Origin of the sequence: Pantoea sp. CFSAN033090 (genome assembly GCF_001264395.1) — a bacterium.
In the GTDB taxonomy this organism is placed as follows: Bacteria; Pseudomonadota; Gammaproteobacteria; order Enterobacterales; family Enterobacteriaceae; genus Pantoea; species Pantoea agglomerans.
Genome location: NZ_LGYX01000024.1, coordinates 17,762 through 31,937, shown reverse-complemented (window position 1 = coordinate 31,937; position 14,176 = coordinate 17,762). Strand labels below are relative to the sequence as shown.

The window sequence follows — 14,176 nt, the reverse complement described above, 5'->3', positions numbered from 1 at the left end:
TGCCAGAATTGAAATAGAATAAATTCTTTAAATATCAGTCAAATAAGTTAAAAGAGGGAAGTTGCGCAACAAATAAGGACTGAGATGGCTTAGCAACCGTTTGCGGAACGGATGCAAACGGTTGCTACTCAATATTGCGCGCCCTGAACATTTTGAGTATGGCGGGTTACCCGCAAACCTGCCCTTTAACGGTGCAATCTGCCCTGAAAAGGCGCAGCTGGCTACCCGTTAAAATCCGTTTACAGGTCAGGCAGTTTTTCCACGCGCAGAAGCGGAAATGAAATGCTATGGTGAAGCCATCGACTCTGAAAATGGCATAAGGAACAGTGAGATGATTATTTTTGTCACCGGTGCGACCGCCGGTTTTGGTCAAAGCATCACCCGTCGCTTTATTGAGAATGGTCATAAAGTGATTGCCACTGGACGACGGGCTGAACGTTTAAAAGCGCTGAAGGATGAACTGGGCGAGAATATTTATACGGTACAGCTCGATGTGCGTAACCGTGCCGCCATTGAAGAGGCGGTGGCGCAGTTACCGGCGGAATGGCGCAATATCGACGTGCTGGTCAACAACGCCGGTCTGGCGCTGGGCGTCGAACCGGCGCACAAGGCCAACGTCGAAGACTGGGAAAACATGATTGACACCAACACCAAAGGCCTGGTCTATATGACCCGCGCCCTGCTGCCACAGATGGTGGAGCGTGATGTCGGTCATATCATCAATATCGGTTCAATTGCCGGCAGCTGGCCCTATGCCGGCGGCAACGTCTACGGCGCCACCAAAGCCTTTGTGCGCCAGTTCAGCCTGAATCTGCGAACCGATTTACACGGCACCGCGCTGCGTGTGACCGACATTGAACCGGGTCTGGTCGGTGGCACAGAGTTTTCCAACGTGCGCTTTAAGGGCGATGATGACAAAGCGGGTCAGGTCTACGAAGGGGCTACCGCCTTAACGCCGGAAGATGTGACAGAAGCCGTATACTGGGTGGCCACACTGCCTAAACATGTCAACATCAATAGCCTTGAGATGATGCCGGTCAGCCAGACGCTGGCGGGGCTGAAAGTGCATAAACCTTAACTCCCTGCAGCGCCAGCCCTCACGGCTGGCGTTACCCGCGTCCCCAGCCCATCACGATAATCAGCATGCCGCTGAATGCGATCAGAGCCCCGCTCCAGTCCCACACACTTAGCTTCACGCCATCCACCACCCGCAACCAGAGCAGCGCGGTAAGCACATAGACGCCACCGTAGGCGGCATAAACCCGTCCGCTGGCCGCGGGATGCAGCGTCAGCAGCCAGACAAACAGCGCCAGACTTGCTGCCGCAGGGAGTAGCAACCAGACTGAGCCGCCTTTTTTCAGCCATAACCACGGCAGAAAGCAGCCGGTGATCTCCGCCAGTGCGGTAATAAAAAACAGCAAGGCGGTTTTAATCAGCACTCTTACCTCTCCTTAACGTAAACAAACGACTCACTGCTGGTGAGCAAAGAAACGGCGATGATATACTAAGAGCCAGGCCCATCAGGCTGTTTTATTTGTCCGTCTGAACCTGGGCAGTGCTCACCCTCCTCACGTACACCCTGTACGCGCCGGTTGTAATGCGCTGTCTGTGTCCAGACTGTCTGCCTCAATGCCCCCTGATGAGCCAGGCTCTAAGCATGCCCGCTGCAACCGCTGTCGTGGATGGCGATGTTTGCGTTAACTAAAGGATAGTGTGATGAAAAAAATGATCCCTGCCGTGCTGATGGTTCTCCTCTCCACTGCGGCATTCACTGCCACTGCGAATACTAATCGTCTGATTATCGAAGATGGCAGTTCCGCGCTGAGCAATGAAGCGGCGCGCCAGGATAAAGAGCAATGGAATGACACGCGCATGCTGCGCAACAAAGTGAACACCCGCGTCGAAAAAGAGTTTGATAAAACCGATCGTGCGTTTGATACCCGCGACAAGTGCGAGCAGAGCCTCAATCTCAACGCCTACTGGGAGCCCAACACCCTGCGTTGTCTGGATCGCCGTTCCGGTCGCCCGGTAGCGCCGTAAATTTGAGCTATAGTAATGACGGACGACTAACATAAGGAAGACGTGATGAAGCTACAGAGGGTTTTGTTAAGCGCGGCGTTATTTGCTCTGCCGCTGATGGCGCAGGCATCCTGTGAATCGGTAAAAACCGAAATCAGCCAGAAAATTATTCAGAACGGTGTACCTGAGTCGGGTTTTAGTCTCGACATCGTCGCCAACGATCAGGTTGATCAGGCGGGTGGCCAGGTCGTCGGACATTGTGAGAACGACACACAAAAAATTGTTTATAAGCGCTCAGGCAGTGACAACGAAGCCAGCGTACCTGCCAGTGCCGGCAGTTCGCAGGACTCACCTGCCCAGTAGTTCTGTTCAAATCAGGGCGACATCCTGTCGCCCTGCCTGTTAGTCCGCCTGCTCCGGCCGCTGACGCGGCATCATCCATGCCACACCCACCGCAAACAGCGCAATCACCAGTGCCACCACGAACACCCAGTGCAGTGAGACGGCAATCGACCCTACCATCTGCTGCAGGGTTTCCGGCTGTAACTGCTGACGGCTGGGTTCGGACATAATCTTCTGCACCGGATCCTCGACCTGCGGCAAACGCCACTGCAGATTGAGATTCAGCACCGCGCCCATGATCGCCGTCCCTACCGCCGACCCGATCATCCGGCTGAACATAATTGAAGCGGTACAGATGCCGCGAATCTGGTAATCCGCCTGATTTTGCACTGAAACCAGGAACGTGGTGCTGGTCATTCCCATGCCGGTACCGATCAGAAACGCCGTAAAGCCCGCCTGATAGAGTGAGCTTGCGGGCTGTAAAAACAGCAGCAAGGCACTGCCGGTCACCAGCAACAGCGCCCCAAGCTGGGCGGTGAAGCGGTAGGAGGTGTGCAGCATCAGTCTGCCGCTGAGGGTGCTGGCCAGCGGCCAGCCAATCGACATCATCGCCAGCACACTGCCCGCCTGTAACGGTGAACCGCCGCTGATCCCCTGAATCCAGGTGGGCAGAAAAGCGCTGATGCCCATCATGGCCGCCCCGATGATGAGGTTGCCCGCATTGCCCGCCACGATAAGCCGGCTGCGCCAGATTATCAGAGGAAACAGCGGTGCCGCTGAATTCAGCTCGTGGCGTCTGAGCTGCCAGCCAGCGAACAGTGAGAAGAGCAGAAACGGCACCAGCCAGACGCCCAGCTGTTCCGCCTGCAACAGCGCAATCAGCAAGGCCGTCACGCAGAGCATCAGCCAGCCGCTGCCCGCCAGGTTCAGCGGCTGCGACTTCTCCTCCTTCTGGTGCGACGGTAGCCAGCGCCACAGCATCAGCATGCTGATCAGGCCGATGGGCAGATTGACCCAGAAAATCACCGACCAGCTAAAGTGCTGTACCAGCCACGCGCCGGTCAGCGGCCCCACTATCGCCGCTACACCCCAGACGCTGGAGAGCCAGCCCTGCACGCTGGCGCGTTCGCGCGGCGAATAGATATCCGCCACGATGGTGGAGCTGAGCGGCATGATCGCCCCCGCCCCCAGGCCCTGAAACGCCCGGAACAGGATCAGCCAGGTCATGGTATGGGCAAAGCCACACAGCACCGACCCCACCAGGAAAATCGACGTGCCGACAAAAAACATCGTTTTGCGACCCACCATATCCGCCAGCCGCCCATAGAGCGGCACGCTGACCGCCTGGGTCAGCAGATAGATCGAGAAGACCCAGCCAAACTGCGAAAAACCGCCGAGGTCAGCAATGATGGTGGGCATCGCGGTGGCCACAATAGTGACTTCAATGGCCGCCATAAACATCGCCAGCATGCAGGCGATTAAGATCCAGTGGCGATGTCCGGTCCGGAGTTGTGCGCTTTCAGTCATAGGGTTCCTTTTTTAATCTGCAAGGCTAGCTGAAAAACAGACAATGCAGTTTCCCGCGCGTGCGCATTTTCTGCGCCCTCTGTGACAGTGTCACCAGAAGTCGATGAAAATTTTTTATTGTCGCATTAGCCCAGCGGCTACGCGGCTTTAACACCATTTTAACCTGTTTCTATCTCTCTGATTTGTGGCTTAAAAGCTGGCTTGTGCAATAAAGGGCTGCTATAGCATTACACCATCTTATTCAGTATTCACTGAAAAAGAGTGGGTAAACAGTCATTTTATCTACATTTTATCGCAGTTTCGGTATTGGGCGCGGCGGCATTTTTTGCCGTACCTGTCGGGCTGTTTATGGTTGTTATAACAATTGAGATCGTAATCAGGGAGATTCTCCTATGCAAAATGCTTCACTGGCCCGACGCGCCGGTCTGGCACTGCTTGCAGTGGTCGCGGTGATCGCGGTGCTGATCTGGGGCCTTGGCTGGGATCAGCTGGTCGCACGTAAAGTCGATCTGCTTTATCTCGGGCAACAACACCTCTTCTTAGTCTTCTGGTCAATGCTGTTCGCTTTGCTGGTCGGTATCCCCAGCGGCATCCTGCTAAGTCGCCCGTTTGCACGTCGCTGGGCAGAGTACGTGATGCAGATTTTCAATGTCGGTAACACCCTGCCACCACTGGCGGTACTGGCTCTGGCGATGGTTATTATCGGGATTGGCGACCGTCCGGCGCTGATTGCGCTGTTTCTGGCTTCGCTGCTGCCTATCGTCCGCAACACCTTCTCTGGTCTGAGCGCAGTTCCCCCGTCGCTGATTGAGGCGGCCAACGGCATCGGCATGACCAAATGGCAGCGTCTGCGTCAGGTAGAGCTGCCGAATGCCTTGCCGGTCATCCTCTCTGGCGTGCGCATCGCCACCGCCATCAATGTCGGCACCGCCCCACTGGCGTTCCTGATTGGCGCCAGCAGCTTTGGCGAGCTGATCTTCCCGGGCATCTATCTGAATGACTTTCCGACGCTGATACTCGGCGCCGTCGCCACTGCACTGGTGGCACTGGTACTGGATATGATGCTGGCCGCGCTGGGCCGCTTTCTGAGTCCGCACGCTGCGGCCTGACCACAAGGAGCTTTGCAATGCTAACGCGTTGGATTAAGAAAAGCGTTGTCACGCTGACCGCGACACTGCTGTTAAGCCAGACGGCACAGGCTGCTGCACCGCTGGTGATGGCGACCAAAAGTTTTACCGAGCAGCATATCCTGTCAGCAATGACGGTGCTCTGGCTGCAGAAAAAAGGCTTCGAGGTGGTGCCTAAACGCAATATCGCCACCACCATTGGCCGTAATGCGCTGCTGAATAAGCAGATTGATATGGTCTGGGAATATACCGGCACCTCGCTGATCATCTTTAACCATATCAACCAGCCGATGTCTTCACAGCAGGCGTATGAGACGGTGAAAAAGCTGGATGCCAGACTGGGGCTGGTCTGGCTTAACCCGGCACCAATGAACAACACCTATGCCTTTGCCATGACCCGTGAACGGGCCGAAAAAGAGGGCATCAGCACCATGTCGCAGCTGGTTGCGAAGATTGAGCAGGTGCGTAAAACCGACCCGGATCATAACTGGCGACTGGGTCTGGACCTGGAGTTCTCGGGTCGTTCAGACGGCATGAAGCCGCTGCAGAAAACCTACAACCTGACGCTGGATCGCCCGCAGATCCGCCAGATGGACCCCGGTCTGGTCTATAACGCGATTCGCGACGGATTCGTGGATGCCGGTCTGATCTACACCACCGATGGCCGGGTTAAGGGCTTCAACATGAAAGTACTGGAGGATGATAAGCACTTCTTCCCGAGCTACAACGTGACGCCGGTCGTGCGTCAGGATGTGCTGGCGAGTCATCCGGGGCTGGATACCGCGCTTAATCAGCTTTCTGCGCAGATCACCGATGAGGCGATAACGGAGCTGAACAAGCGGGTCGATATCGATCATCAGTCACCGGAAACCGTGGCGCGTGATTTCCTTAAATCCAAAAACATGCTGTAAGGAGGCACTGTGGATACCCTTCACTACATCATGGATAACTGGAGCACCCTGCTCACCCTGAGCTGGCAGCACAGCTGGCTGGTGCTGGTCGCGGTCGGACTGGCAATTGTGATTGGCGTGCCGCTTGGCATTCTGATCGTGCGTGTAAGATGGCTGGCAACGCCGATTCTCGGTATCGCCACCGTAGTGCTGACTATTCCCACCATTGCGCTGTTTGGTCTGATGATCCCGCTGTTTTCACTCATCGGTCAGGGCATTGGTGCGCTGCCGGCGATTACCGCCGTATTCCTCTACTCGCTGCTGCCGATTGTCCGAAACACCCACACCGCACTGGAGAATCTGCCGGACGGCCTGCGTGAGGCGGGGCGTGGTATCGGCATGACTTTCTGGCAGCGCCTGCGCTGGGTTGAAATCCCGATGGCGCTGCCGGTGATCTTCGGTGGCATCCGTACCGCCGTGGTGATGAACGTTGGCGTCATGGCGATTGCCGCCGTGATTGGCGCGGGCGGTCTGGGCCAGCTGCTGCTGGATGGTATCAGCGGCAGTGATATTCGTATGTTAATTGCCGGGGCATTGATGATCTGTCTGCTGGCTATTTTTCTTGACTGGCTGCTGCACCGTTTGCAGCAGGCGCTGACTCCAAAGGGGATTCGATAATGATTACGCTGGAAAACCTGACGAAAACCTTTACCCAGAAAAACGGCACGACCAATAAAGCCGTCGATAACGTCAGCCTGCACGTGCCAGCCGGTGAGATGTGCGTGCTGCTGGGACCCTCGGGCTGCGGGAAAACCACCACGCTGAAGATGATTAACCGCCTGATTCCCGCCACCAGTGGCCGGATCCTGATTAATGGCGAAGATACCAGTACACAGGACACCACCACCCTGCGCCGCAACATTGGCTATGTTATCCAGCAGATTGGTCTGTTTCCCAACATGACCATCGAGGAGAACATTACCGTGGTGCCACGCATGCTGGGCTGGAACAAAAAGCAGTGCCACGAGCGGGCTACCGAGCTGATGAGCATGGTTGCGCTGGATCCCACCAAATTCCTGCATCGCTATCCGCGTGAGATGTCAGGCGGTCAGCAGCAGCGTATCGGGGTGATTCGTGCCCTGGCGGCGGATCCACCGGTGCTGCTGATGGATGAGCCGTTTGGCGCCGTTGACCCGATTAACCGCGAAGTGATCCAGAACGAGTTTCTCGACATGCAGCGTCAGCTGAAAAAAACCGTGATGCTGGTGAGCCACGATATTGACGAGGCACTGAAGCTCGGCGATCGCATTGCGGTATTTGGTCAGGGTAAAATCGTGCAGTGCGCCAGCCCGGATGAACTGCTGGCGACCCCTGCCAATGAGTTCGTCGGCTCGTTTGTGGGTCAGGACCGTACGCTTAAGCGCCTGTTACTGGTGCAGGCGGGCGATGTGACTGACCAGCAGCCGACCATCACCGTCCGCCGCTCTACTCCGCTGGAAGAAGCCTTTGGCACCATGGATGAGAACGATATGCGGTCGATTACCGTGGTCGATGAGGATGGCAAACCGCTGGGCTTCGTGAAGCGTCGCGAGGCGCGTAACGTCAGTGGCCGCTGTGAAGAGCGACTGCACACCTTTAAGGTCACCGGTAAAGCGGAAGAGAACCTGCGCGTGGTGCTGTCAAAACTCTATGAGCACAACACGGTCTGGATGCCGATTGTCGATGAAGAGGGTCGCTACAGCGGTGAGATTTCGCAGGATTATATTGCGGATTACCTCAGTTCTGGTCGTACCCGCCGTCGTCTGAATCCATAATTTCGTCACCTAAATGGGTCTTACCGGCCCATTAAAACAGCAGATATAAGCAGATATACCCAAGCCTGGGTAAATCAGACAGCAACAAACAAGCTTAACGCGCAGGGAACCGGGTCAGAGGAGGAAAGCGTCCCGCGCCAGGACGGCGCGGGCCGAGCGTGCCACGGATGGCGGCTTTTGCGACTTTCCGATCTGACCCTGTTCCCTTCGCAGACTCCATCTTAAAGCCAGTTAAGTCACGGCCTGTCCTGTCTGTCAATTCAGGTAGTAGCTCAGGGAGCATACGCCTGTAGCAAAGACGCAAAAGATGCCATCCATGGCATGCTCAGCGCGGCCCATCCCTGGTCCGCGATGCTTTGATACAGGCATATGCTCCCATCGCTTTGGATTTTTGAGCCGTATGTGAGAGATACATCGGCTCTTCTGCTTTTTAGCTCTCCGTCAGCGTTTCCGCCTCCACCTCTTCCACCACAAGCGCCTCGTCCGGCAGCACCATGTTCAGCACAATCGCCAGAATACCGCCGGTCGTCACCGCATGACCAAACAGACTGTTAATCAGCGGCGGGAACTGCTTCAGCACATCCGGCACCGCCTCCACGCCCAGACCAATACCAAAAGCGATCGCCACAATCAGCATCTCGCGGCGACCCAGCGGCGTCTGGGTCATCACACGGATGCCCGCAGCAACCACGCTGCCAAACATCACGATTGTCGCCCCGCCCAGCACCGGCGGCGGGATCTGCTGCAACAGGGAGCCAATAAAGGGAAACAGCCCCAGCAGCGCCAGCATGATTCCCAGCAGCATACCGACGTAACGGCTGGCGACGCCGGTCATCTGGATAACGCCATTGTTCTGCGCAAACGTGGTGTTGGGAAAGGCGGAGAAAACCGCTGCCAGCACACAGCTCAGGCCGTCGGCGACAATGCCACCCTGCAGCCGCTGCTGAAAAGGTTTGCCGGTGATCGGCTGCTGTGAAATCAGGCAGTTAGCGGTAAGGTCGCCGACGGCTTCAATTACCGCAATCACTGACACCAGCGCGATCGGCAGGAAAATGGTCCAGTCAAAGGCAAAACCAAACCGGAAGAACGCGGGCAGCACCAGCCAGTTGCTCTCCGGCGCAACATTAAGTTGCAGATGACCGGTCAAGGCCGCGGCAACGCATCCCACCGCGATTCCGGCCACCACCGCCACCAGCCGCGCCCAGCGATTTCGCGAGCGGTTCAGCGCCACGATCACCAGCAACGTCAGCGCCCCCAGCGCCAGATTTCCCGGCGATCCAAAATCTGTGGCGTTGTGCCCGCCCGCCCAGTCGGTAATGCTGACTTTTATCAGGCTGATGCCAATCAGGGTGATCACCGTGCCGGTCACCACCGGCGTCAGAACTTTGCGCAGCGAGCCAACGCAGCGGCTAATCAGAATCGGAATCAACGCCGCCACCAGGTTACAGCCAAACAGCATCGCCATAATCTCTTCCGGCGAACCACCGCGCCCTTTCACCATCAGACCACCCGAGAGGATCACCCCGAGAAACGCGAAGCTGGTGCCCTGCAGACAGATCATGCCCGCCCCGATGCCATAAAAGCGTCTGGCCTGCATAAACGTGCCTAAGCCGGAAACGAACAATGACATGCTGATCAGATAAGGAATATAGGCCTGCAACCCCAGAACGGAGCCAATAATCAGCGGCGGCGTGATGATTCCCACCACGCTGGCCAGCAGATGTTGCAGTGCGGCGAAAAACGCCGGGGCGGGGCCGATGCGGGCTTCAAGCCCATATAACAAACCTTTCTCGTGCGAGTGCGACATGATGGGGCTCCAGCTCAGTGTGATAAGCGGAGTTAATGCATTTTCTGCGCCATGACGCCACGATTTCGCAATATCCGAGCCAGGTCTTTCAATTCTAAATGGAAATAGTTAAAGATAGCCGACAACAAGCCTGAAACTTTAGGCTCACTGCCGACTCAGATGACTTAGTTTGTTTCATAATCAGGCGATCTTTGCACTCACAGCGTGCAGATTGTTCTGCTCCAGCAGAGAAATATCGATGTAAGGCGTCAAATCACGCTGTTCTGCACGCGGCAGATAAGGCAGCTCGCCCAGCAGCGGCGCACTAATTTTTTCACGCAGAATCTCAATAATATCGCTGTACTGCGCCAGTCCCGGATTGATGCGATTGGCCACCCAGCCCACCAGTGGCAGTCCATCCTGCGCTATCGCTTCTGCTGTTAACAGGGCGTGACTGATACAGCCCGACTGGATACCGACCACCAGCACCACCGGCAGCTGCTGCTCAACGACCCAGCAGGAGAGCGGACGTCCATCGTTCATCAGGCTGCGCCAGCCGCCGGTGCCCTCCACGACCACGCGATCGGCCTGCTGCGTCAGGCTGCTTAAGCCCTGTGTCAGCAATGCGTAATCAATGATCTGGCTCGGATGGGTGCAGATCTCCTCTTCCTGAAAGGCCAGCGGATTGATCGCCTGATAGGGTAAATCGATAGATGAAGCGCTTTGCAGAACCTGTGCATCTTTGTTACGCAGGCCGTCAGCGGTTTTGACCGCGCAGCGCGCGACGGGCTTGTACCCGACGGCACTGAGCCTGGCCTGGATAAAACTTTGTAACAGGGCGCGTGACACCACCGTTTTGCCCACTGCGGTGTCAGTGCCGGTAACAAATAGTCTGTTCACTCAACTTCTCCTCTCGAACCGTTGCGGTTAATCGGTGATTAACCTTGCTGCGAACCGGCATTTTAAGGAATGGAGGATGAGAACAGATTGCGTTAGCGCAAGATTAGGCCCGCTTAACCTTGCAACAGTTTCACTAACAGGTGTCCGTTATAGAGCGCGTCTTTGATCAGGGCTGCGCCGCCTAACGTTCCCGGCTCGCTAAATTCGGTAGGTGCCAGCTGGATACTCGCGCTGTAGGCCGGGAGTGATTGCTGCAGAATGGTGTTGCTCACGGCCGGAAACAGCACATCCGCGGCGGCATTCAGGGGGGAACCGATAAGAATATGTTGAGGATTGAAGATGTTGACCATCATCGCCAGAATCCGGCCAACATGATGACCCACGCTGGCGATGGTGTCGCGCGCCAGACGGTCGCCAGACTGCGCCGCTGCGCACAGCGACTCCAGCGTCAGCGGCTGATTATTGAGCAGGCTGTCGGGCTGGGCCGGCAGACGCTGCGCCGCCAGCGCCAGCAGACTGCCGGTGCTGGCCACGGTCTCCAGACAGCCATGATTACCGCAGTAGCACTGCTGACCATACGGGTCGATCTGAGTATGCCCGATCTCGACCAGCGCCCTGCCACTTTTATGCAACAGCTGACCGCCACTGATCACCCCGGCTCCCACGGTTTCATCAATCACAATCTGAATTACATCCTGCGCACCACGTGAAGCACCAAACAGCGACTCCGCCAGCGTCCAGGCTGAAATGTCGTGCTGCACAAACACCGGTAAGCCGGTTCGCGCCGCCAGCGCATCGCCCAGCGGCATATCGCGCACCTCATAACCCGGTAGCCGATGCACCACACCTGACGCGGCGTTGATCAGCCCTGGCAATGTAATGGCAATGGCCGTAAGGCGTTCCAGCTTCTTCTGATGACGAATAAAGAAGGCATCAACCTGTTCAATCAGCGCGGTAAGTAACGGCTGAGCAGACTCATCAGGCAGCGGCAGGCTCTCCTCCACCAGTTCCTTGCTGCTGAGGTCGCGCAGCGTAAACGTCATGGCGCCGCGATGCAGGCGAATAGCCAGATAGTGCCAGGCGTCGGTATCCAGTATCAGGCCTATCGCCGGACGTCCACGACTGCCTGGATCCTGAAACTCGGTCTCCTGCACTAAATGTGCGTCCAGCATTTCACGCACAATTTTGGTAATGCTGGCCGGAGCAAGCTGGGCACGGCGGGAAAGTTCGATACGCGAAATGGGACCATAACGGTCAATTAATCGATATACGACACCTGCATTAGTCTGCTTGATCTGGTCAATGTGGCCAGGTTGACTGTCCGGATTCACAACCCTGCTCCCGGTTATTTTCGCGCTTCTAAATAAACATGCGCCATGGTGAGCCAGATCCGGCGACAGCGTCAAATATTTGATTAGAAATGTGATTTATCGCACAGATTGATGCGGTGTTACCCGCGCATCAGTGCCGGTTTCGCCGCAGCAACGCCATCATGTTTTCCATCTGCGCATTTATTTCGCGTCCGGCTGACCAGACCAGCCACAGCTCTGAAATGGCATCCTCTTCCGTTAATGGCAACCAGACCAGGTCGGCCAGCCGCGCCCGACGAAATGAGGCAGGCAGAATGGAGACGCCTAACCCGGTTGCCACCAGCCCAAGGATGGTCATCGCCTCACCCACTTCCTGCGTAATAAAGGGCTTGATATGGTAGCGGTGCAGCAGCGCCAGAATATCGCTATAGAGCGCGGTTCCGCCCTGAGGATCAAAGAAGACAAAGGGTTCCGCCGCCAGGGCGGTGACTGAGATTTTATCAGCGTCAGCCAGCGGATGCGCCTTATGCACCACGGCATAAAGCGGCTCACTCAGCAGCAGCTGATGACGCAGATCGGCGGGCAGCGGCGTGTTGCGCATCACGCCGAGATCGAGCCGTCCATCATGAAGCGGCGCCAGCTGCTGGCGGGTATTAATCTCCTGCATCTGAATATGTACCTGCGGCCAGCGCTGACGAAACCGGAATAGCGCGTCAGAGACCACGGCGGTAAACGGGGCCGAGGAGGTAAAGCCAATCCGCAGCTCCCCCTCTTCACCACGATGCAGCCGGGCGGCGCGATCGGCCGCCTGCTCAACCTGCAACAGAATCGCGCGGGCGTCACTCAGTAGTTGCTGTCCGGCAGCGGTAAGCTGCACGCTGCGGTTAGTGCGATTGAACAGCCTTGCGCCCGTTTCTGTTTCCAGCTGAATAATCTGCTGGCTGAGCGGCGGCTGAGAAATGTTAAGACGCTGGGCCGCCCGCCCGAAATGTAACTCTTCCGCCACCGCAACAAAGTAGCGCAGATGACGCAGTTCGATATTCATATCTTCAACGTCTCATTTGAGATTATTAATATATTAGACATCATAATGCCGCTTTCCTAAGCTGACGACAGGTTTTCTAAATTTGAGGAAAATGTGTGAGTCGCTCAACACAGGCTGTCACAGTGGATGAGAATGCGGTCTCTGCGCCGCCAGAGTCTGTTGCCGCTTCAGGTCATATCCGCCGGGATTCGCCACAGTTTATGCGCGTGACGCTGGCGCTTTTCTCCGCCGGGCTGGCGACCTTTGCCTTGCTCTACTGTGTGCAGCCGATTCTGCCGGTGCTGTCACAGCAGTTTGGTATCTCTCCGGCAACCAGCAGCCTGTCACTCTCCATCTCGACCGGCCTGATGGCGCTGGGCCTGCTGGTCACCGGGCCGCTCTCTGATGCTATCGGTCGTAAATCGGTGATGGTCACAGCCCTGATGCTGGCCGCCATCTGCACGCTGGTCTCGGCCACCATGACCAGCTGGCACGGCATTCTGATTATGCGGGCGCTGATGGGGTTGTCGCTGAGTGGCGTGGCGGCGGTCGGCATGACCTACCTCAGCGAGGAGATGGATGCACGGGTCGTCGCCTTTTCCATGGGGTTATATATCAGTGGTAACTCGATAGGCGGAATGAGCGGTCGACTGCTGAGCGGTGTACTGACCGACCTCTTCTCATGGCGACTCGCCGTGGCGGTAATCGGCTGTTTTTCGCTGGCCTCGGCGCTGATGTTCTGGAAAATCCTGCCTGCGTCGCGCCATTTCCGGCCCATTACGCTGCGTCCGCGTAATCTGCTGATTAACTTCCGGCTGCACTGGCGCGATCCGGGCCTGCCCTGGCTGTTTGCCGAAGGATTCCTGCTGATGGGAGCCTTTGTCACCCTGTTTAACTATATCGGCTACCGTTTACTGGATGCGCCCTGGCATCTCAGCCAGGCCGTGGTCGGACTGTTATCAGTGGTCTACCTCACCGGCTCATGGAGTTCGCCTAAAGCGGGCGCGCTGACCAACCGGTTGGGTCGGGGTCCTGTGATGCTGGGTGCTACCGCCATCATGCTGCTGGGTTTGCTGATTACCGCCTTCAACTCCCTCTGGCTGATCCTGCCAGGGATGATGCTGTTCACCGCCGGTTTTTTTGCCGCCCATGCGGTTGCCAGCGGCTGGATTGGCCCCCGGGCCCGCCGGGCAAGAGGCCAGGCTTCTTCGCTCTATCTGTTCAGCTACTACGTGGGTTCCAGCGTCGCGGGTACACTGGGTGGCGTGTTCTGGCATAACTTTGGCTGGAGCGGGATTACGCTGTTTATCAGCGTCCTGCTGATCCTGGCGTTACTGGTTGCCTGGCGTCTGCACAGTAAAAAACTCTGAGAATGTCTTCTCATGCCAGGCCTGGCTTCTCCTGCGGGCCTGGCGGTTTATCACAATAAACGCGCTA

14 protein-coding genes are annotated in these 14,176 nt (G+C 56.7%); 8 read left to right on the top strand and 6 right to left on the bottom strand.

Going from position 1 to position 14,176, the window contains the following annotated elements; translation table 11 throughout:
• The first annotated feature begins 331 nt into the window (after positions 1 to 331).
• The gene (gene ydfG, locus AFL22_RS18970; protein WP_010244822.1) at positions 332 to 1,078 is read left to right on the top strand and encodes a bifunctional NADP-dependent 3-hydroxy acid dehydrogenase/3-hydroxypropionate dehydrogenase YdfG; all 747 of its coding nucleotides are present in this window, start codon (positions 332 to 334) and stop codon (positions 1,076 to 1,078) included.
• A gap of 31 nt (positions 1,079 to 1,109) precedes the next feature.
• On the opposite strand, the gene AFL22_RS18965 is transcribed toward ydfG, so the two are convergent.
• Positions 1,110 to 1,436 (bottom strand): YnfA family protein, encoded by a 327-nt coding sequence (locus tag AFL22_RS18965; protein WP_029519527.1) that lies wholly within the window; start codon positions 1,434 to 1,436, stop codon positions 1,110 to 1,112.
• A gap of 280 nt (positions 1,437 to 1,716) precedes the next feature.
• Between AFL22_RS18965 and AFL22_RS18960 the strand changes: the two genes are divergently transcribed.
• On the top strand, positions 1,717 to 2,040 hold the full coding sequence (locus tag AFL22_RS18960) for a DUF1283 family protein (protein WP_010244816.1): 324 nt from the start codon (positions 1,717 to 1,719) through the stop codon (positions 2,038 to 2,040).
• A gap of 45 nt (positions 2,041 to 2,085) precedes the next feature.
• Positions 2,086 to 2,382 carry a DUF1161 domain-containing protein gene (locus tag AFL22_RS18955; RefSeq protein ID WP_010244813.1) on the top strand — a complete coding sequence of 99 codons (297 nt, stop codon included), beginning with the start codon at positions 2,086 to 2,088 and terminating at the stop codon, positions 2,380 to 2,382.
• Between the two features lie 39 nt (positions 2,383 to 2,421).
• Here AFL22_RS18955 and AFL22_RS18950 read toward each other — a convergent pair whose 3' ends face one another.
• A complete protein-coding gene (locus AFL22_RS18950) occupies positions 2,422 to 3,888 on the bottom strand; it encodes an MDR family MFS transporter (protein ID WP_052271932.1) in 1,467 nt (488 codons plus the stop codon).
• 392 nt (positions 3,889 to 4,280) lie between these two features.
• Between AFL22_RS18950 and AFL22_RS18945 the strand changes: the two genes are divergently transcribed.
• Genes AFL22_RS18945 through osmV form a run of 4 tightly spaced genes read left to right on the top strand, consistent with a single transcriptional unit; the run spans position 4,281 to position 7,719 of the window.
• Positions 4,281 to 4,997, top strand: a complete 717-nt coding sequence (locus AFL22_RS18945) for an ABC transporter permease (RefSeq protein WP_010244807.1) — start codon at positions 4,281 to 4,283, stop codon at positions 4,995 to 4,997.
• A 17-nt stretch (positions 4,998 to 5,014) separates the two neighbouring features.
• Complete coding sequence (locus AFL22_RS18940) at positions 5,015 to 5,926, top strand: glycine betaine ABC transporter substrate-binding protein (protein ID WP_052271931.1); 912 nt, start codon at positions 5,015 to 5,017, stop codon at positions 5,924 to 5,926.
• A 9-nt stretch (positions 5,927 to 5,935) separates the two neighbouring features.
• Positions 5,936 to 6,583, top strand: a complete 648-nt coding sequence (gene osmW / locus AFL22_RS18935) for an osmoprotectant ABC transporter permease OsmW (protein WP_010244802.1) — start codon at positions 5,936 to 5,938, stop codon at positions 6,581 to 6,583.
• Complete coding sequence (gene osmV, locus AFL22_RS18930) at positions 6,583 to 7,719, top strand: osmoprotectant ABC transporter ATP-binding protein OsmV (protein WP_010244799.1); 1,137 nt, start codon at positions 6,583 to 6,585, stop codon at positions 7,717 to 7,719. The genes osmW and osmV overlap by 1 nt, the downstream gene beginning before the upstream one ends.
• Before the next feature lie 430 nt (positions 7,720 to 8,149).
• Here the strand turns inward: osmV and AFL22_RS18925 are convergent, their stop codons facing one another.
• The 4 genes from AFL22_RS18925 to AFL22_RS18910 form a co-directional block, all read right to left on the bottom strand.
• Positions 8,150 to 9,526 carry a nucleobase:cation symporter-2 family protein gene (locus AFL22_RS18925; protein ID WP_052271930.1) on the bottom strand — a complete coding sequence of 459 codons (1,377 nt, stop codon included), beginning with the start codon at positions 9,524 to 9,526 and terminating at the stop codon, positions 8,150 to 8,152.
• Positions 9,527 to 9,706: 180 nt separating this feature from the next.
• Positions 9,707 to 10,405 (bottom strand): dethiobiotin synthase, encoded by a 699-nt coding sequence (gene bioD / locus AFL22_RS18920; protein WP_033767301.1) that lies wholly within the window; start codon positions 10,403 to 10,405, stop codon positions 9,707 to 9,709.
• 113 nt (positions 10,406 to 10,518) lie between these two features.
• Complete coding sequence (locus AFL22_RS18915; RefSeq protein ID WP_010244790.1) at positions 10,519 to 11,736, bottom strand: ROK family transcriptional regulator; 1,218 nt, start codon at positions 11,734 to 11,736, stop codon at positions 10,519 to 10,521.
• Between the two features lie 130 nt (positions 11,737 to 11,866).
• A complete protein-coding gene (locus AFL22_RS18910) occupies positions 11,867 to 12,760 on the bottom strand; it encodes a LysR family transcriptional regulator (protein WP_033771811.1) in 894 nt (297 codons plus the stop codon).
• Between the two features lie 95 nt (positions 12,761 to 12,855).
• On the opposite strand from AFL22_RS18910, the gene AFL22_RS18905 reads away from it, so the two are divergent.
• A complete protein-coding gene (locus AFL22_RS18905; RefSeq protein WP_033767304.1) occupies positions 12,856 to 14,109 on the top strand; it encodes an MFS transporter in 1,254 nt (417 codons plus the stop codon).
• Positions 14,110 to 14,176: the final 67 nt, after the last annotated feature.

Excerpts from the sequence above, each read along its gene's own strand:
- AFL22_RS18955 (WP_010244813.1), top strand. The coding sequence starts at position 2,086 with ATGAAGCTACAGAGGGTTTTGTTAAGCGCGGCGTTATTTGCTCTGCCG.
- AFL22_RS18945 (WP_010244807.1), top strand. The coding sequence starts at position 4,281 with ATGCAAAATGCTTCACTGGCCCGACGCGCCGGTCTGGCACTGCTTGCA.
- AFL22_RS18910 (WP_033771811.1), bottom strand. The coding sequence starts at position 12,760 with ATGAATATCGAACTGCGTCATCTGCGCTACTTTGTTGCGGTGGCGGAA.
- AFL22_RS18960 (WP_010244816.1), top strand. The coding sequence starts at position 1,717 with ATGAAAAAAATGATCCCTGCCGTGCTGATGGTTCTCCTCTCCACTGCG.
- osmV (WP_010244799.1), top strand. The coding sequence starts at position 6,583 with ATGATTACGCTGGAAAACCTGACGAAAACCTTTACCCAGAAAAACGGC.
- AFL22_RS18925 (WP_052271930.1), bottom strand. The coding sequence starts at position 9,526 with ATGTCGCACTCGCACGAGAAAGGTTTGTTATATGGGCTTGAAGCCCGC.
- AFL22_RS18950 (WP_052271932.1), bottom strand. The coding sequence starts at position 3,888 with ATGACTGAAAGCGCACAACTCCGGACCGGACATCGCCACTGGATCTTA.
- ydfG (WP_010244822.1), top strand. The coding sequence starts at position 332 with ATGATTATTTTTGTCACCGGTGCGACCGCCGGTTTTGGTCAAAGCATC.
- AFL22_RS18940 (WP_052271931.1), top strand. The coding sequence starts at position 5,015 with ATGCTAACGCGTTGGATTAAGAAAAGCGTTGTCACGCTGACCGCGACA.